The following is a 17,552-nucleotide window of genomic DNA, read 5'->3' as shown; positions in this document are numbered from 1 at the left end:
CGGCCCGCCAGAATGGCGGGCCGCAGGCCGTTACTCGGCTGGGGCAAGCTCGGGAGCGCCGACTGCTGCGCCGGCCTCCTTGACGGGCGCCTGGAAGCGCTTCAGGCGCATCGCATTGCCGAGGACGAAGACACTGGACAGTGCCATCGCGCCAGCCGCCAGCATCGGCGACAGCAGTGTACCGCTGACGGGATAGAGCACGCCCGCCGCGACCGGGATCAGGGCCGCGTTGTAGGCGAAGGCCCAGAACAGGTTCTGCTGGATGTTGCGGATCGTTGCCTTCGACAGAGCGATCGCATTGGTGACACCGAGCAGATCTCCCGACATCAACACCACATCGGCGCTCTCGATCGCGACATCCGTGCCGGTGCCTATTGCCATGCCGACATCAGCCTCGGCCAAGGCCGGCGCATCGTTGATGCCGTCGCCGACGAAGGTTACGGCGCGGCCGCCGGCCCGCAGGCGCTTGATCGCATCGACCTTGCCGTCGGGCAGCACTTCCGCAACGACCTCGTCAATGCCGAGTTGGGCCGCGATCGCTTCGGCGGTGCGACGATTGTCGCCGGTGATCATCGCAACCTTCAAACCCATGGCCTGCAGGGCACGAATGGCTTGCGGGGTCGAACGCTTGATCGGATCGGAAACCGCGATCACGGCAGCGAGCCTGCCGTCGACAGCCGCATAGAGTGGCGTCTTGGCCTGCTTGCCCATGCGGCTTGCGGTGTCGGCAAAGGCGTCTACCGCAATGCCGAGCTTGGCCATGTAGCGGTCGGCGCCAACTGCAACTTGGTGCTGATCAACCTTTGCGCTGACACCGAAACCGGGCACCGCTTCGAAAGCGCCGACCTCGCCCAATGAATGGCCTTCATCCTTGGCGGCAGCGACGATGGCGGCGGCAACCGGGTGTTCGGACTGGGCCTCGACTGAAGCGACGAGTGCCAGAACTTTCGCACGCTCGAAACCGCCGGTGACTTCGAGATCGGTCATCACCGGCTTGCCGGCGGTGAGCGTACCGGTCTTGTCGAGGGCCACGACCGCCGTCGACTTCAGAGATTGCAGCGCCTCTCCATTGCGGAAAAGCACGCCGAGTTCGGCTGCGCGACCCGTGCCGACCATGATCGAGGTCGGGGTGGCGAGGCCCATGGCGCAGGGGCAAGCGATGATCAGCACGGCAACGGCATTGACGAGTGCGAAGGTGACGGCCGGCTCCGGGCCGAAGAACAGCCAGACCAGGAAGGTGAGCGCGGCAGCGGCCATGACGGCAGGCACGAACCAGGCCGTCACCTTGTCGACGACCGCCTGGATCGGCAGCTTTGATCCCTGCGCGGACTCGACCATGCGGATGATCTGGGCGAGCAGCGTGTCGGCGCCGACCTTGGTTGCCCGATAGGTGAAGCTGCCGGTCTTGTTGATCGTGCCGCCAACGACCTCCGCCCCTTCTCCCTTGCTGACCGGGATGGGTTCGCCGGAGATCATCGACTCGTCCACGAACGACGAACCCGACAACACGACGCCGTCGACCGGTACCTTGTCGCCCGGGCGCACCTGGACGACATCACCCGCGATCACCTCGTCGAGCGGGATCTCGACGAACTGACCGTTGCGCTCCACACGGGCGGATTTGGCCTGCAAGCCGATCAGCCGCTTGATTGCTTCACTCGTGCGGCCCTTGGCCTTGGCTTCGAGAAGGCGCCCGAGCAGGATGAGCGTGATGATGACAGCGGAAGCCTCGTAGTAGATGTTGGCCGTGCCGTCCGGCAGCACGCCCGGCGCGAAGGTCGCAACGACGGAATAGGCCCAGGCCGCAGTCGAACCGACGACGACCAGCGAATTCATGTCGGGGGTAAGGCGGACAAGCGCCGGTATGCCCTTCTTGTAGAAGCGCAGGCCGGGACCAAACTGGACGATGGTCGCCAGGACGAAGAAGGCGATGTAGAGCGATTGATCATCGACATTCGCCATCAGCCAATGGTGCAGCGGCGGGAAAACGTGGGAACCCATTTCCAGCACGAAGATCGGCAGCGTCAGTACGGCGGCGATACGAAAGTCGCGCTTGAGGGTGGCGTACTCACGGTTGCGGGCGTCCTCGCGACCGTCGGTTCCTGACGAAGTCGCCGTTGCCTCGGCGCGACGCGGCTTATAACCGGCCTTGCGGATGGCGGCGTCGATCGTCGCGCGTGGCGTGGAACCTGCCAGCAGTTCGACGGTCGCGCGTTCGGTGGCGAGATTGACCGAGGCGGACTTCACACCCGGAATCGCGGCAATCGCCTTTTCGACACGGGTCACACATGACGCGCAGGTCATGCCCTCGATATCGATTTCGATCTTCTCGACGGGCACGTCGTAGCCGACGCTGCGGATCGCAGCGATGATCCCATCGGAATCGATGGCGCCGCTGAAGGTGATGTCGGCGCTCTCGGTGGCGAGGTTGACCGTGGCGGCTGTAACGCCCGGCACGGCCGCGATCGCCTTCTCGACACGGCGCACGCAGGATGCGCAGGTCATGCCCTCGATCGGGAAGTTTTGTCTGGCGGTTGCCGATGGTATTTGGGGCACGACATTCATCGTTCCTGTCCTCTGTTCGAATTTGATGAACGGAGGCTAGGGCTTCCAGTCACTGGAAGGTCAACAGGAGTTCGGAGAAGGATTGCGAGGGCAATACGTCGCTTGACCTTCCACTGGCGGGAACGCGCAGCTTCAGGAAACGGCGCTTGTGCCGGTGCCAATCCAGGAGTTTCCAATGTTGAAGTTGAACGTACCCGATATGACCTGCGGTCACTGCGCCGGGGTCATCACCAAGGCCATCCGGAGCGTCGACGCAGGCGCCAAGGTCGATATCGACCTCAAGATTCAGACCGTGACCATCGAGACCAAAGCGGACGGTTCAGCCTTTGCGAAGGCACTCGACGCTGCTGGCTATCCGGCGATGGTCAGCTCCGCGCAATAGATTTCAACCAAGTATGTTGACGAAGCGAGGTTACATCTGCCTCGTTAACGAAAGAAGCTAAGGGGCTCCGCCGTGCTAGCGGCGGAGCCCCTTCGATCGTCCTTTTCTACTGGCCGGGGTGAAGGCCCGGCGCCTCCTGGCCTGTGCGTGCCACATATTCCGTGTAGCCACCGCCATACTGATGAACGCCGTCGGGCGTCAGTTCCAGGACACGATTTGAGAGCGCGGCCAGGAAGTGGCGGTCATGCGACACGAACAGCATGGTACCTTCGAATTCCGCCAGGGCAGCGACCAGCATCTCCTTGGTGGCCATGTCCAGATGGTTCGTCGGCTCGTCGAGGACCAGGAAGTTCGGCGGATCGAACAGCATCTTGGCCATGACCAAACGCGCCTTCTCGCCGCCGGACAGCACACGACAAGGCTTCTCGACATCGTCGCCGGAGAAGCCGAAGCAGCCGGCCAGCGACTTCAGCGCGCCCGTCCCTGCCTGCGGGAACGACCCGTCCAGCGACTCGAAAACCGTATCGTCGCCGTCCAGCAGGTCCATGGAGTGCTGGGCGAAATAGCCCATCTTGACGCTGGCGCCGACGTTAACGGCGCCCTGATCGGGCTCGGTCGCGCCCGCCACCAGCTTCAGCAAGGTGGATTTCCCCGCGCCGTTGGCGCCGAGCACGCACCAGCGTTCCAGGCGACGCAGCCGGAAATCGAGCCCCTCATAGATCGGCTGGGTGCCATAGCCCTTGTGAACGTTCTTGAAGCTCACCACGTCGTCGCCCGAGCGCGGCGGCGCGCGGAACTCGAACTGGACGGACTGGCGACGCCGGGGCGGCTCCACCTTCTCGATCTTGTCCAGCTTCTTCACCCGGCTCTGGACCTGGGCGGCATGAGAGGCCCGCGCCTTGAAGCGCTCGATGAACTTCATCTCCTTGGCGAGCATCGCCTGCTGGCGCTCGTACTGCGCCTGGCGCTGCCGCTCCCCGACCGCGCGCTGCTGTTCGTAGAAGTCGAAGTTGCCCGAATAGGTGGTGAGCGACCCGCCGTCGATCTCCACGACCTTGCCGACGATGCGGTTCATGAACTCGCGGTCATGCGAGGTCATCAGCAACGCGCCTTCGTATCTCTTGAGGAAATCCTCCAGCCAGATCAGGCTTTCGAGATCGAGATGGTTGCTCGGCTCGTCCAGCAGCATGCCGTCGGGCCGCATCAGCAGGATGCGGGCGAGCGCCACGCGCATCTTCCAGCCGCCGGAGAGCAGGCCGACATCGCCGTCCATGCGTTCCTGGCTGAAGCTCAGGCCCGCCAGCACCTCGCGCGCCCGGGCGTCCAGCGCATAGCCGTCCAGCTCCTCGAAGCGCCCCTGCACCTCGCCATAGCGCTCGACGAGGGCGTCCATGTCGTCGGCCTGCGCCGGATCGGCCATCGCCGCCTCGAGCCGGGCGATCTCGACGGCCAGCTCGCTCACCGGCCCGACGCCATCCATCACCGCCGCGACCGCGCTCTTGCCCGACATCTCGCCGACGTCCTGGCTGAAATAGCCGATCGTCATGCCGGGATCGATCGTCACCTGGCCATCGTCGGGCTGCTCCTGGCCGGCGATCATCCGGAAAAGCGTCGTCTTGCCGGCGCCATTGGGCCCGACCAGCCCCGCCTTCTCCCCCTTCTGGATGCCCATCGACGCGTCGATGAACAGGATCTGATGGCCGTTCTGCTTGCTGATGTTATCGAGACGAATCATGGGCGCTGTGCTGGCCGGAAAGATCCGGCAACGCAAGCGACAGGCGGATCACGGCGTTGCGGCTGATTGTCCCCTCCACTCCCTACGCGATGGTGCCGTGCGGAGGGTTATTCGAGTCCAGCGCCGACAGCTCGGCGCCCAAGCACTGTCGACTAGCGGACGCGCTTGAGGTTGCTACTATCTCTCACGAGATCGAGAGATAAGATGGCCAAAAGTAAAACGCCAAAAGCTCAAGGGATAAAACCCCGTCCCGTGCGGTTACACCCAGCGGCCCAAAGTATGCGCCGCGAAATCAGCTGGCTAGCCGAGCAGCGACGCAGAAGTAACGAACAAACTTCCGAACGCTTCCTCAGACGAGTCATCGGCATCGTAGAAAAAGAAGGCTTCGTCGCCCTTCCTGGACCAAAGCCGTTTGATTTTACGTTTAACTCTCAGATCAAACAGTCGCGCTCCATTTCGACACTGGTGGGACAAGCTGAACAGCGGTTCGATCAAATGAACGACGGCTTCTTGAGTTATTCAGAGGTAGATGGCGGCCGCCTTGTTCTTCTCGTAGATGAGCGATTTTCGTCCAGATTTCTTTCCCGGGTCGGTGAAAATGAAGGCGTATTCGCGATAACCACACCGTCACTTCGCCAGTGGCTACTCACACTTAAAATACCGCTAAGCCCAAGACCAAAGCGCACTTCTGAGCAGCAAACTCCTCGAGAAGCGACGAGCACGACCCGTAGCCTCACAATCCGACGCGCCATTCGGACAAACACCGATCAAATCATCGTCTCTACCGAGGCGATAGCGCGGACCGTTGATGAAAAGCTGAAGCAGCTTCGCGATTACAAACCTAACTCTCCGGAGGCGACAGCCACGCGTAATGTAGAGATCTCCGAGTATGAGGCATTGAAGGCGAAGGTTGTCGCGCTTCAAGCTGAGGTTGCTAAGTTCCGAGTGAAAAAGACGACTGTCGCAAAGGCTGAGAAAGCTGCGCGTACATTTGGCGACACCGTTCATGATTGGTGGCAGAAGGACCATGCTCGCGTCCTCGGCAACGCCGCTGATGGCATAATCTCCAGTGGCAAAGTTGGTGTTCTATTAAGTGCGGTCGGGCTTTGCCAGCTTATGAACATCCACTCAGAAGTCCTCTATGCCGCAGCAGGCGCAATCTTGGGCGGTCGCGATGTGGCTTCAGCAATCACGAAAGCATGGCGGCACAAATGATCGGATAGCTTTCACGGCATGTGCCACTAGCCATCCTTGTCACTTTGAGCAAAGGATTTGCGCATTTGAGGCGATTTGACGTTCAGCGCGCAGAGTATTCAAGGATGTAGACAGCTACGCATGCAACAGGCCCCTTGCATCTGCGCCCGATCATGTGACGCCCGCCGAGCTGACTCAGTTGCCTTCGAATAGCTCCAACGTCTCTTCGTCTCGTCTTTGGGACAAGCTTTCACCCAAGTTTAGGCATGGATGCTTAACCCGAGTCAGCCCTTGCGCGCCTTCAAAATGGGCCCAGCCGCGATTTGGCATGTGGACGCTGATGATTTCAGCACCGCATTCAGGGCAAGGATGTCTATAGCGCCGGCTTTTCTTTTCTTGATCGTCCAGGAGTATCCAACACTCGCGCACGTGTGTGACGTGTCCTGACGGAAGGCGACGACTATGAAAGCGTCTCTTTATCCATCGGCTACTCATCGGAACTCCCGTGATCACACCGATCCTCTCAAAGACCAGAAACGCTATAGTCTTTAATGATCCTTCACTACACTCAAGATGATATTTCCGTGCTCACTCCCACTCAATCGTCCCGGGCGGCTTGCTCGTGATGTCGTACGTCACGCGGTTGACGCCTCGCACCTCGTTGATGATGCGGTTGGCGACGCGGCCGAGGAAGGCGTGGTCGAAGGGGTAGTAGTCGGCGGTCATGCCGTCGGTCGAGGTGACCGCTCTTAGGGCACAGGCCTGGTCGTAGGTGCGGCCGTCACCCATCACGCCGACGGTGCGCACCGGAAGCAGCACGGCGAAGGCCTGCCAGATCTCGTCGTAGAGGCCGGCCTTGCGGATCTCGTCGAGATAGACGGCATCGACCTTGCGGAGGAGATCGAGCTTGTCCTTCGTGATGTCGCCGGGGATGCGGATGGCAAGGCCAGGACCGGGGAACGGATGGCGGTTCACCAGGTCGGCCGGCAGGCCGAGTTCGCGGCCGAGCGCCCTCACCTCGTCCTTGAACAGTTCACGCAGCGGTTCCACCAGCTTCATGTTCATGCGCGCCGGCAGGCCGCCGACATTGTGGTGGCTCTTGATCGTCACCGACGGGCCGCCGGTGAAGGACACCGATTCGATCACGTCGGGATAGAGCGTGCCCTGCGCCAGGAACTCGGCGCCGCCGATCTTCTTCGCCTCGGCCTCGAACACGTCGATGAACAGCGCGCCGATCGTCTTGCGCTTCTTCTCCGGGTCGGTGACGCCTTCGAGCGCCTTCAGGAATTCCTTCGAGGCGTCGGCGTGGATCAGCGGGATGTTGTAGTGGTCGCGGAACAGGCGCACAACCTCCTCGCCCTCGTTGAGGCGCAGCAGGCCGTGGTCGACGAACACGCACTGGAGCTGATCGCCGATCGCCTCGTGCAGCAGCACGGCGACCACCGAGGAGTCGACGCCGCCCGACAGGCCGCAGATCACCTTGCCCTTGCCCACCTGGGCGCGGACCTGCGCGATGGCGCGCTCGCGGAAGGCCGCCATCGTCCAGTCGCCCTTGGCGCCGGCGATGTTCAGCGCGAAGTTGCGCAGCAGCTTGGCGCCGTCGGGTGTGTGCACGACCTCGGGATGGAACTGCACGCCGTAATAGCCGCGGCTCTCGTCGGCGATGGCGGCGAAGGGCGCATTCTCGCTGGTGGCGACGACCGAGAAGCCGGCCGGCAGCTTGGTCACGCGATCGCCATGGCTCATCCAGACCTGCTTGCGGTCGCCCGGCTGCCAGACGCCGTCGAACAGGCGGGTCGAGGCCTTGATCTCGACCTCGGCGCGACCGAACTCGCGATGGTGGCCGCCTTCGACCGAGCCGCCCAGCTCCTTGGCCATGGTCTGCTCGCCGTAGCAGATGCCGAGGACCGGCACCTTGGCGGTGAAGATGGCGGGATGGGCGGTCGGCGACTGGCCCTCGGTGACCGAGGCCGGGCCGCCCGACAGGATGATCCCTCGGGGATCGAAGGCTTTGATTTTCGCGTCGTCGACTGCCTGGAAAGGCAGGATTTCGCAGTAAACCCCGGCCTCACGCACGCGCCGGGCAATCAGCTGGGTAACCTGGGAACCGAAATCAACGATCAGCAAACGGTCGGTCATGGGGCGATATAAGCGTCAGGGCTCGCCGCAGCAACCATTTGTCGGTGTGGATGGTTCAGCCTTCTTCGGCCAGCCTGCGGCGCACCAGCGGCACATCGAGATTGCGCCAGGCAAAGGCGATTTCCTCGACATCGACCCCGGCCAGGGTGTCGGTGCGCTCGCCCACCCGCTCGCCGCCCAGCCCCTCGTAGAAGAAGCGTGTCGAATTCTCGGCCAGCATCCACAGCACGGCGGTATCGCAGCGGTCGGCCTTGAGCTGGCGGAACAGGGCGCCGAGCAACTGCCGGCCGAGGCCGAGGTTCTGGAAATCGGGCTCGACGTAGAGCGTATAGACCTCGCCGACCTTGATCTCGCGGCCGTCGAGCCCCTCGGGCGGATCGCGCACCGGGCCGCAGCTGCCGAAACCCACGACGCCTGCGTCCTGGTCGTCGGCCACGAAGACGCCGCGCGCCTCGCCGGGATCAGCCAGGAGCTGCGACCACCAGGCCGACTGACGCACATCCGACATGGCCACCAGCATTGCGTCCGGCAGCAGGCCGGCATAGGTCGCCTGCCAGGTCTCGACATGGACCCGTCCGATCGCCGCGGCGTCATCGCGCGCCGCGCGGCGAATGCGGATCACGCGCCCTCCTCGACGCCGGTTGCCTGCTGGATCGGCTCTTCCGGCGGCGGCTCGTTCTCGGATGTTGCTTCCTGCGATGCGGCTTCCTTCACAGGCTCCTTGCGGACCAGCGTCGCGGCAAAGAAGCCGTCGGTGCCATGCTTCAGCGGCGACAGCCGAAGAAAGCGCGCGCCCTCGAGGTCACCCGGCGGCTCGGTTGACAGCACGTCGCGCCAGATCGCCGTCACCGGCACCACCTCGAAATCGCTGTGGCGTTCGAGGAAGGCATCGATCTGGTGTTCGTTCTCCGCCGGCAGCACCGAGCACGTCGCGTAGATCAGCCCGCCGCCCGGCTTCACCAACCGGGCCGCAGCATCGAGGATCGCCGCTTGCTTGGGCAGCAGTTCCTCCAGATCCTTGGGCTGTAAGGTCCAGCGCCCGTCGGGATTGCGCCGCCACGTGCCTGTTCCGGTGCAGGGCGCATCGACCAGCACGCGATCGAAGGCGCCGCCCTGGCGCTTCAGCCACTTGCGATTGTCCGCATCGATGGCGCGGCGTTCGACATTGTGGGCGCCGGCGCGACGCAGGCGTTGCGCCGAGCGATCGAGCCGCGTCTCCAGCACGTCCATGGCGACGACGCGGCCCTTGTTGTTCATGCCGGCCGCCATGGCCAGCGTCTTGCCACCGGCGCCGGCGCAATAGTCGGCGATCTGCATGCCGGGCTTGGCATCGACCAGCGCCGCGACGAGCTGCGAGCCCTCGTCCTGAATTTCGACCAGACCGTTCTGGAAGGCATCGCCCGCAACGACCGAGAGGCGCTTGCGCAGCCGCAGCCCGTTGGCTGCATAACGCATCGGCTCGGTATCGATGCCTTCGCGCGCCAGGGCCTCGCGGGCCTCCTCGACGCTCGCCTTGAGACGATTGACGCGCAGGTCGACCGGCGGCGGCGTCTCCAGAGCGGCGATCTCGCGGCCCCAGGCGTCGCCATAGGCTTCCTTGAGATGCGGCGCCACCCACTCCTGCACATTGAGCCGCACCCAATCGGGCTGCTCGGGGTGAGGCAGCGAATGGCCTTCCATCTGGCGCAACGCGCGATATTCCGCTTCGTCGAGCATCGAGGGCCGATAGCGGCCGCCATCGAAGATCGCCTCGAGGTCGCGCATGCCCATGCCCTCGACCAGCATCAGGTCGGCCGCGACGATGGCACGGCCGCCGCGATCGGGATGGCGCGTGCGGTCGAGCCACCAGGTGAGCTGGCCGTAGCGGCGCAGGATGCCCCACGCGCGTTCGGACACGGCACGCCGGTCGCCGCCGCCGATGAAACGGCGCGCACGGAAGAAAGCGTTGGCGACGAGATCGGCCGGTCGCTCGGACCGGCTGACGATTTCGTCCAGGAGTTCTATGGTGGCGGCAACCCGCGCGCCCGGTGTCACGTCAGTTTTTCCTTTCAAAGCATGCCGCTACGATGAATACGCCCGACGCGCAACGTCCCCACCCGCCGCAGCCGGCGCCACCCACAACGCCACGGGCTCGTTCCAGCCTGCCGGGCCGGATCACTATGGTCCTGGTGGCAGTCCTGGTGGGCTTTGGCCTGCTCGAACTGGGCCTGCGCGCCTGGTACTGGGACTACCTCTTCTCCTGGCCGAACTTCGTGCTCGATGCGCGCACGGTCCTGGCCGGCCGTGACTCCAACCGCTACGTCCAAGACGACCGGCTGGGCTACCTGCCGCGTGTGGGTTACGCCGCACCGGGCATCACCATCGAAGCCAGTGGCCTGCGCAGCACCGGCGCCCCGCCCGCCGGCTCCCCGGCGCCGATCCTCGCGGTGGGCGACTCCTTCACCTTCGGCGACGAGGTGAGCGACGGCGAAACCTGGCCAGCGCAACTTCAGCGCCTCACCGGGCGGCCGGTGCTGAATGCCGGCGTGAGCGGCTACGGCTTCGACCAGATCGTCCTTCGGGCGGAAGCGCTGGTGCCCTTCTATCGGCCGGAAGCTGTGGTCGTGGCCTTCATCGCGGACGATATCCGCCGCACCGAGATGCGCCGCCTGTGGAGCGCCGACAAGCCCTACTTCGATCTCGACGGCAGCTCGGCCGCCTTGCGCAACGTGCCGGTGCCGCCGCGCGCCGATCCGCGGACCACGCTCACCTTCTGGCAAGGGACCCTGGGCTATTCGCTGCTGTTCGACTTCGTGCTGCGCCGCCTCGACCTGCTGCACGACTGGTTCGGAGACCATATCCGCGTGCATCCTGCCGGCACCGGCGAGCGCATCGCCTGTGCCCTGACGCAACGGCTCGCCGAGTTGCAGAAGACGAACAGCACACCGGTGCTGCTGGTTGCCGAATACGATCCCGTCGTGTGGGATGATCCGGCCTTCGCCACCGAACAGCGCCGGCTCACCTCCGGTTTGCTGGCCTGCGCGCGCAAGAACGGGCTGGCGACGCTCGATAGCTACGACGCGATGGCAGCCACGCCGAACCCGCGCCAGCTCTATGTGCTGTGGCACATGAACGAGGCCGGCAATACCCTGATCGCCCAGGCGATCAGGAATGCGCTCGACAAAGTCTCAAGTCACATGCCGCCGCGGTAGTTCGGCGCCTCGCGCATGATCTCGACATCGTGCACGTGGCTCTCGCGCAAGCCCGAGCCGGTGATGCGCAGAAACTGAGAGTTCCGTTGCATGTCCTTGATGGTGCCGTTGCCGGTGTAGCCCATCGCCGCGCGCAGGCCGCCGACGAGCTGGTGCAGGATGTTGCCGACGGGGCCCTTATAAGGCACGCGGCCTTCGATGCCTTCGGGCACCAGCTTCAAGGTACTCTGCACTTCCTGCTGGAAGTAGCGGTCCGCCGAGCCGCGAGCCATCGCGCCGATCGAACCCATGCCGCGGTACGACTTGTAGGAGCGGCCCTGGTAGAGCAGCACCTCGCCCGGCGCCTCGTCCGTACCAGCCAGCAGCGAGCCGATCATGGCGCAGTCGGCGCCCGCCGCGATCGCCTTGGCGAGGTCGCCGGAGTACTTGATGCCGCCGTCGCCGATCGCCGGGACACCTGCGGCATGGCAAGCCTCGGCCGCCTCGAAGATCGCCGTGAGCTGCGGCACGCCGACACCCGCCACCATACGCGTCGTGCAGATCGAGCCCGGGCCGATGCCAATCTTGACAGCGTCAGCACCGGCGTCGATCAGCGCCTGCGCGCCCTCGCGGGTGGCGACATTGCCGGCCATGATCTGCGTGTAGTTGCTGAGCTTCTTGACCCTGGTCACGGCTTCGAGCACGCCACGCGAATGGCCGTGCGCGGTGTCGACCACGATCACGTCGACCTCGGCATCGATCAGGAGCTGGGCGCGACGCAGCCCGTCCTCGCCGACGCCGGTCGCGGCGGCGGTACGCAGGCGGCCCTTCTCGTCCTTGCTGGCGCCGGGGAACTTGTTGGCCTTCTCGATGTCCTTGACGGTGATCAGGCCGATGCAGCGGTAGGCATCGTCCACCACCAGGAGCTTCTCGATCCGGTATTGATGCAGCAGGCGCTTGGCCTCTTCCTTGGTGGCGCCCTCGCGGACCGTGACCAGCTTGTCTTTGGTCATCAGCGCATGGACCGGCGTGTTGCTGTCGGTCGCGAAGCGCACGTCGCGGTTGGTCAGGATGCCCGCCAGCTTGCCGCTGCCCCGCTCGACCACGGGGATGCCCGAGATCTGATGGGTTTCCATTAATGTCAGTGCGTCGGCCAGCTTCTGCTCGGGATGGATGGTGACGGGGTTCACCACCATGCCGCTTTCGAACTTCTTGACCTTGCGCACCTCGTTGGCCTGCGCTTCGGCCTCGAGGTTCTTGTGGATGACGCCGATGCCACCAGCCTGCGCCATGGCGATGGCCATGCCGGCCTCGGTGACAGTGTCCATCGCCGCCGACATCAGCGGGATGTTGAGTTCGATGGTCCGGGTGAGGCGTGTCCGCGTATCGGTTTGGCCCGGCAAGACAGCCGAGGCGGCAGGCTTCAGGAGGACGTCATCGAAGGTGAGCGCTTCCTGGATCTGCATGCCAACCTCCGAAAGGAGAAAAGAAAACGGCGGCCCTCGGGAGAGGACCGCCGGGTTGGCGAGCCTTTATACACACCGCCGCGCCCAAGCCAAGCCCGGTGGCGCGGGGCCGTTATGCACAGGAAACCCTACGCCGGGCCGGTCTATTGGCCTTCGAAAGTTACGAAGCCTTGCTGCAATCGAAGGTAATCTTGCGCGGCGGGCTGGCGAAGACTGGCGGCATCGGCCCCATTTCCGGCACCGGCTTCGGCCATTCGCCGCTCGCCAGCTTCTTTTCGATCAAAGGCACGAGCTGCAGAAACACGATCCACGCCCGCAGCTTCACACCGGCTGGCGTGTTGTGGAAGGCGTCGCTGAACAGCTCCGGATCACGCGGCATGTAACGCGCCACGTCGATGAACGGCAGGTTGTGCGCCTCGGCGTACTTCTTGAACACGCGGTTCTCGAAATTCGTCATGCGCTCCAGATCGCCATAGCGATACGGATACATGCGGACGTTCAGCCCCTCGATCAGCGGCTTGTGCCGGTTGGCGTCGAGCTGCAGGCCATCCTGCGCCAGCCAGTGGAACGACGACACCGCGAGTTCGCCGCCGACCTTGTCGATATCCGTCCGGATCGACTCGAGGTCGTGCAGGATCGTGTTCAGGTTGACCGGAAGATCGGTCCGCGAGAGGTCGGGATTGGCCTCGTCGAGGCCCTTCGGCCAGGTGAGTTCATAGTCGGGTTTCGGCCATTCGCCGCCATCGGTGATCGCCTCCAGGCGACGCACCAGTGCCGAATGGTTGGCGGCGTCGCGCATCCAGCGCGCCAACTTGCTGGCCGGTTGCGGCACGCCCTTGGGCACGTCCTTCACGACGGTCGAAAGGTCGAGCTGATTGCCGCCCTCGTAGTAGACGACGAGGTCGGGATGCAGCGCGGCTACTTCCGTGTTCACGACGGCCGCGATGTCTGTCGAGTTGAGACTTTCGCGTCCTGCATTCAGGACCTCGAACTTGACGTCGAGCTTCTTCGCCGCCGCCCAGTGGTTCAGCCAGTTGCCGATATACTCGGCGCCCGAATAGGGATAGCCATGCACCTCCGCCGTCGTCGACGCGCCGACGAAGACGATACGGATGGTCTTGGGCGAGCGCGCATACGGCACTGGCGGTCCCCGCCAGCCGAACTCGTTGGTAACGAGGCCGCGCGGCGTCGTGGTGTTGGGCAGATAGCGGAAGACCGGCCGCGACTTGCCGTCGGGTGGATCGTAGATCCAGAGCTGCCCCGGCGCGCCCTTGAGATATTTGTGCTTGCAGACATCATCGCCGACGAACACCGAGTTCCAGGCCTTGAACATGTCCCAGTCCTGGAAGGGATTATCGGTCTTCGAGCCACCTTTAGCCGCGCCGCTCACGATCGCCTTTTCGAGGTCGTACCATTCCTTGGGCGGCTTGGTTCGGTTGGGAAGCTCCGGCGGGTTCAGGGCGAAAAGCTCGCGGGTGGCACCATCAGCGCGCGGCAGGTTGCCGAGATGGTTGGCCGTCGTATCAGTGCCTTCGGTGCCACCGACCGGAGGAAGATCGGCCGCGAACCACGGAAGGCCGTCGATCATCCTGGTCGCCAGCTCGGCTAGCGCCACACATACCACGACCGACACCGCGGCCAGCACCACATTACCCAGAAACTTCTTCATTCCTAACGCCCGACAGGAAATTGCAGCGGCCTTCTATACTGCGGTGACAGACCCCGATCCCCCGGGCAATCAGCCGCGGAACCCCGTCCCGATGACGTACATTTCCGCTGAATCGGCGCGGCTGGCCTCGGGCTTCACATGGCGGACCTTGGCGAAATCCTTCTTCAGCAGGTCGAGCAGAGTCCGCTCGGTGCCGCCGCGCAGCACCTTGGCGACGAAGGTGCCACCGGGCTTCAGGATCTGGCGCGCAAAGTCATGAGCGGCTTCGGCCAGACCCATGATGCGCAGATGATCGACCTGCGTTTCGCCGGTAGCGGAAGCGGCCATGTCGCTCAACACGACATCGGCTGGCCCGCCCAGCAGCGCCGTCAGCTCGGCCGGTGCATCCTCGTCGTAGAAATCCTTGGCCAGCACCGTGGCGCCGGCGATCGGCTCGACGGGCGTGATGTCGATGCCGACCACGACGCCGACGCCCTTCCCGGCTTTCGCCCCTGCCTTCACACGCTCGACGGCGACCTGGGTCCAGCCACCGGGGGCCGCGCCAAGATCGACGACGCGGGCGCCGGGCTTCAGGAACCGGAACTGATCGTCGAGCTGCAGGAGCTTGAAGGCCGCACGCGAGCGATAGCCGCGTTTCTTGGCTTCGGCGACATAGGGATCGTTGAGCTGGCGCTGCAGCCAGCGCTGCGAGGAGACGGTGCGGCCGCGCGCCGTCTTCACGCGCACCGTGGCGCGCCGGCCGGTTGGGCGGCTGCCGCTGGGATCGCGGGACATGATCAGTTTTCCCGTCGGCAGAGAGGATCGGCCTCGCGATCGGCCTGACGCATCAGGTCCATCAGCACGCCCTCGCGCAGACCGCGGTCGGCCACGCGCACCGTCGGCGTGGCCCATTGCCGGCACACGGCTTCGAGGATCGCCCCGCCAGCCAACGCGAGGTCGGCGCGATCGTCGCCAATGCAGGGCAAATGGGTAAGCTGGTCCACCGACATCACCGAAAGCTCGTCACAAATACGCAGGATCTGGTCGCGGCCGATGCGCGAGCCGTCGACCATCGTACGATTATAGCGCTTCAGGCCGAGATGATGCGCGCTCACCGTCGTCACAGTCCCCGAGGCCCCGACCATCTGGACCTCACCCCGGGCGATGGCGGGACCGATCTGGTGCTTGGCGCAGAACGGCCGCAGGTCGGCGCGAATGCGCTCGACCATGTCGTCGTAGCAGGCGCGGGTCAGCGGCCGCTCACGCGGCTGGCCGCTGGTGCAGGATTCGGTGAGGGTCACGACGCCCCACGGCACCGATGTCATGCCGATCAGCTCGGTCGTAACGCCGCCCTGCCGGTCGTTGCGTGGCTTCACGCGGACCCAGCTCACCTCGGTCGACCCGCCGCCGATATCGACCAGCAGGCCGTAGGGAATCTCAGGATCAAGGAGGTTTTCGCAGCTTGCCAGCGCCAATCGTGCTTCTTCGGCTGGCGCAATGACCTCGAAGCGCAGCCCTGTACGCTCCTTCACCATGCCCAGGAAGTCCTCGCCGTTGCAGGCGCGGCGGCAGGCCTCGGTGGCGATATGGCGCGCGCGCGTCACGCTGTTGCGGTCGATTTTGGCCGCGCAAACGCCCAGCGCATGCAGTGTGCGCTCGATGGCATCGCCACACAGCGTTCCGTTCAGCGCCACCCCCTCGCCCAGCCGAACCGGGCGGGAATAGGCATCGATCACCTCGAAACCCTCGACCGATGCCCTGGCCACCAGAAGCCGGCAATTATTGGTGCCGAGATCTATGGCGGCAAAAGTGTGCGCGAACCGACCGCTGTGCCAGCCTCCCTTTGGCTTGGAATCCCCGGCCATTTAAAACTCTTTCCTTGGCCGGATGGTAACTTATGAAACGGCCTGGGGCGAGCGCCGCTTGCCAATTCGGTTGGTCATCGCTAAATCGTGCGCCCGACCTGCCCGTCGCCGGGCCGTTGGGGGATAGTTTAACGGTAGAACAACCGGCTCTGACCCGGTTAGTCTAGGTTCGAATCCTGGTCCCCCAGCCACTCTCCAGAAACGCTGATTTTATTGTCTTTTTTCGGCGTGTTCTACGATTTGTTCTACGCTTGACACGTTGATGCAGGGGGTCTGAATCGGGTCTGCGCACCCATGCCGACCGATCCTACTCCTCGCCTTCTGCACATCTTCGGGGATGAAAGCTCCCACAGAGGCAACCACAGGTTCCTCGTCTGGGACGGTCAGTTGCGAGCGCGACAAGGTCCCTCTGATCGTCGAGGAAATCGAGAATGCCAAGCAGGGCAAATCGATGGAGTGGCACTGGAGTGAGTTCAGTTACCCGGAGCTGTATCCCGGCCTGATCGACACGATATTCCGGTGTCGCAAGGAGCACGGCCTGAGATTCCGCTGTCTCGTGGTGAACACGCGACATACCCGGCACAAGGAATACAGCAACAACGACCCCGATCTCGGCTTGGAGAAGTACGTCCATCGCCACCTGATGACCTATGCCAACGATCAGAAGCTCCCTGCTCAGTTTTACGTCCAGCTAGACAAGAGGACGGAGAAGTACTCAGCGGCTTCTCAAAGGTACTCGCTCAACAACGCGGATCGTCGAGACAACAAGCGGAACTACGATCTATTCGCCGAAGCGATAGACGTACACTCTCATACGAGCCCTATGGTGCAGGTCGCGGACGTTCTCTCCGGGGCGGTCGCCTACGTGAAGAACGAGCGCTACCTCGCGCAAGTCGTTGGCCCCAAGAAACTGGCTGTAGCTGAACGGGTCGCGAAGCTTGCGAACATCCCGATTTTCGGTCTGGCCAGGGAAGTGGGCGTCCAACGAGGCGAGCTTCGGTCTCTGGCATTCGCGACGAATCCGTATGTCAGCTCGAGCTTCATCATCTGGAACCTGCATCTTCGGGCCAAGGAGGAAGCCGCGCTCAGGGCTCTCAGCAAGGAGCAACTTGGTCGGTACTCGCGAGACACCACCTATGGCGATTTGCGAGATGAAGGCTATCGAATCGTTGTTGAATGTGCCCGGTGCGATCAGAGCATTCCGGACTATATGGCCGTTCGCCCGGACAACGGGGCCAAGCTCATCTCAAGCAAGTCCGCTCGTTGTCGCTTGTGCGGGAATAGAGGGATCGTTCACCTCAAGCCGATGAAGAGACGCCCCCGGTGATCGTCTACCAGTCTCGAACGCGCGGCCTGCCCTACCGCACGCACCTAACCGGCAGCCTGCG

At 63.9% G+C, this 17,552-nt stretch carries 13 protein-coding genes and 1 tRNA gene; 5 read left to right on the top strand and 9 right to left on the bottom strand.

Features of this window, described 5'->3' with window-relative positions:
- Positions 1–30 precede the first annotated feature (30 nt).
- Complete coding sequence (locus EPO50_RS11630) at positions 31–2,565, bottom strand: heavy metal translocating P-type ATPase (protein ID WP_296344108.1); 2,535 nt, start codon at positions 2,563–2,565, stop codon at positions 31–33.
- A gap of 175 nt (positions 2,566–2,740) precedes the next feature.
- Here EPO50_RS11630 and EPO50_RS11625 point away from each other — a divergent pair, with 175 nt between their 5' ends.
- Positions 2,741–2,947, top strand: coding sequence for a heavy-metal-associated domain-containing protein (locus EPO50_RS11625; RefSeq protein WP_296344106.1), 207 nt, complete (start codon positions 2,741–2,743; stop codon positions 2,945–2,947).
- A gap of 106 nt (positions 2,948–3,053) precedes the next feature.
- Here the strand turns inward: EPO50_RS11625 and EPO50_RS11620 are convergent, their stop codons facing one another.
- Positions 3,054–4,682, bottom strand: a complete 1,629-nt coding sequence (locus EPO50_RS11620) for an ABC-F family ATP-binding cassette domain-containing protein (RefSeq protein WP_296344105.1) — start codon at positions 4,680–4,682, stop codon at positions 3,054–3,056.
- 204 nt (positions 4,683–4,886) lie between these two features.
- Between EPO50_RS11620 and EPO50_RS11615 the strand changes: the two genes are divergently transcribed.
- On the top strand, positions 4,887–5,897 hold the full coding sequence (locus EPO50_RS11615; RefSeq protein ID WP_296344103.1) for a hypothetical protein: 1,011 nt from the start codon (positions 4,887–4,889) through the stop codon (positions 5,895–5,897).
- A gap of 567 nt (positions 5,898–6,464) precedes the next feature.
- Here the strand turns inward: EPO50_RS11615 and guaA are convergent.
- From guaA to EPO50_RS11600, 3 genes are read right to left on the bottom strand one after another with little or no spacing between them, the layout of a single operon-like run.
- Positions 6,465–8,015, bottom strand: a complete 1,551-nt coding sequence (gene guaA, locus EPO50_RS11610; protein WP_296344101.1) for a glutamine-hydrolyzing GMP synthase — start codon at positions 8,013–8,015, stop codon at positions 6,465–6,467.
- Positions 8,016–8,070: 55 nt separating this feature from the next.
- Positions 8,071–8,637 (bottom strand): GNAT family N-acetyltransferase, encoded by a 567-nt coding sequence (locus EPO50_RS11605; protein ID WP_296344099.1) that lies wholly within the window; start codon positions 8,635–8,637, stop codon positions 8,071–8,073.
- The gene (locus tag EPO50_RS11600) at positions 8,634–10,049 is read right to left on the bottom strand and encodes an RsmB/NOP family class I SAM-dependent RNA methyltransferase (RefSeq protein WP_296344097.1); all 1,416 of its coding nucleotides are present in this window, start codon (positions 10,047–10,049) and stop codon (positions 8,634–8,636) included. Before EPO50_RS11600 ends, EPO50_RS11605 begins: the two co-directional genes overlap by 4 nt.
- A gap of 32 nt (positions 10,050–10,081) precedes the next feature.
- On the opposite strand from EPO50_RS11600, the gene EPO50_RS11595 reads away from it, so the two are divergent.
- Positions 10,082–11,206, top strand: a complete 1,125-nt coding sequence (locus EPO50_RS11595; RefSeq protein WP_296344096.1) for a GDSL-type esterase/lipase family protein — start codon at positions 10,082–10,084, stop codon at positions 11,204–11,206.
- Here the strand turns inward: EPO50_RS11595 and guaB are convergent.
- From guaB to EPO50_RS11575, 4 genes are all read right to left on the bottom strand, one after another.
- Complete coding sequence (gene guaB, locus EPO50_RS11590) at positions 11,188–12,651, bottom strand: IMP dehydrogenase (RefSeq protein WP_296344094.1); 1,464 nt, start codon at positions 12,649–12,651, stop codon at positions 11,188–11,190. The two genes, EPO50_RS11595 and guaB, sit on opposite strands and share 19 nt — an antisense overlap.
- Before the next feature lie 160 nt (positions 12,652–12,811).
- Positions 12,812–14,320 (bottom strand): GDSL-type esterase/lipase family protein, encoded by a 1,509-nt coding sequence (locus EPO50_RS11585; protein WP_296344092.1) that lies wholly within the window; start codon positions 14,318–14,320, stop codon positions 12,812–12,814.
- A 69-nt stretch (positions 14,321–14,389) separates the two neighbouring features.
- Positions 14,390–15,094: an RlmE family RNA methyltransferase gene (locus EPO50_RS11580; RefSeq protein ID WP_296344089.1), complete on the bottom strand. Its 705-nt coding sequence runs from the start codon at positions 15,092–15,094 to the stop codon at positions 14,390–14,392.
- A gap of 2 nt (positions 15,095–15,096) precedes the next feature.
- Complete coding sequence (locus tag EPO50_RS11575; RefSeq protein WP_296344087.1) at positions 15,097–16,164, bottom strand: Ppx/GppA phosphatase family protein; 1,068 nt, start codon at positions 16,162–16,164, stop codon at positions 15,097–15,099.
- 117 nt (positions 16,165–16,281) lie between these two features.
- Here EPO50_RS11575 and EPO50_RS11570 point away from each other — a divergent pair.
- Positions 16,282–16,355: transfer RNA gene (locus EPO50_RS11570), tRNA-Gln, on the top strand.
- A gap of 146 nt (positions 16,356–16,501) precedes the next feature.
- Complete coding sequence (locus EPO50_RS11565) at positions 16,502–17,491, top strand: DUF3800 domain-containing protein (protein WP_296344085.1); 990 nt, start codon at positions 16,502–16,504, stop codon at positions 17,489–17,491.
- The last annotated feature ends 61 nt before the right edge of the window (positions 17,492–17,552 follow it).

The sequence above is a fragment of the Reyranella sp. genome (genome assembly GCF_004297405.1).
Lineage (GTDB): Bacteria > Pseudomonadota > Alphaproteobacteria > Reyranellales > Reyranellaceae > Reyranella.
Note: the sequence above shows the minus strand (reverse complement) of the source record. Positions and strands in the feature narration are given on the sequence as shown.

What these genes read in the sequence shown, in the direction of transcription:
- EPO50_RS11585 (WP_296344092.1), bottom strand. Translation starts at nt 14,320, where the DNA reads ATGAAGAAGTTTCTGGGTAATGTGGTGCTGGCCGCGGTGTCGGTCGTG.
- EPO50_RS11620 (WP_296344105.1), bottom strand. Translation starts at nt 4,682, where the DNA reads ATGATTCGTCTCGATAACATCAGCAAGCAGAACGGCCATCAGATCCTG.
- EPO50_RS11625 (WP_296344106.1), top strand. Translation starts at nt 2,741, where the DNA reads ATGTTGAAGTTGAACGTACCCGATATGACCTGCGGTCACTGCGCCGGG.
- guaA (WP_296344101.1), bottom strand. Translation starts at nt 8,015, where the DNA reads ATGACCGACCGTTTGCTGATCGTTGATTTCGGTTCCCAGGTTACCCAG.
- EPO50_RS11615 (WP_296344103.1), top strand. Translation starts at nt 4,887, where the DNA reads ATGGCCAAAAGTAAAACGCCAAAAGCTCAAGGGATAAAACCCCGTCCC.
- guaB (WP_296344094.1), bottom strand. Translation starts at nt 12,651, where the DNA reads ATGCAGATCCAGGAAGCGCTCACCTTCGATGACGTCCTCCTGAAGCCT.
- EPO50_RS11565 (WP_296344085.1), top strand. Translation starts at nt 16,502, where the DNA reads ATGAAAGCTCCCACAGAGGCAACCACAGGTTCCTCGTCTGGGACGGTC.
- EPO50_RS11575 (WP_296344087.1), bottom strand. Translation starts at nt 16,164, where the DNA reads ATGGCCGGGGATTCCAAGCCAAAGGGAGGCTGGCACAGCGGTCGGTTC.
- EPO50_RS11580 (WP_296344089.1), bottom strand. Translation starts at nt 15,094, where the DNA reads ATGTCCCGCGATCCCAGCGGCAGCCGCCCAACCGGCCGGCGCGCCACG.
- EPO50_RS11630 (WP_296344108.1), bottom strand. Translation starts at nt 2,565, where the DNA reads ATGAATGTCGTGCCCCAAATACCATCGGCAACCGCCAGACAAAACTTC.
- EPO50_RS11595 (WP_296344096.1), top strand. Translation starts at nt 10,082, where the DNA reads ATGAATACGCCCGACGCGCAACGTCCCCACCCGCCGCAGCCGGCGCCA.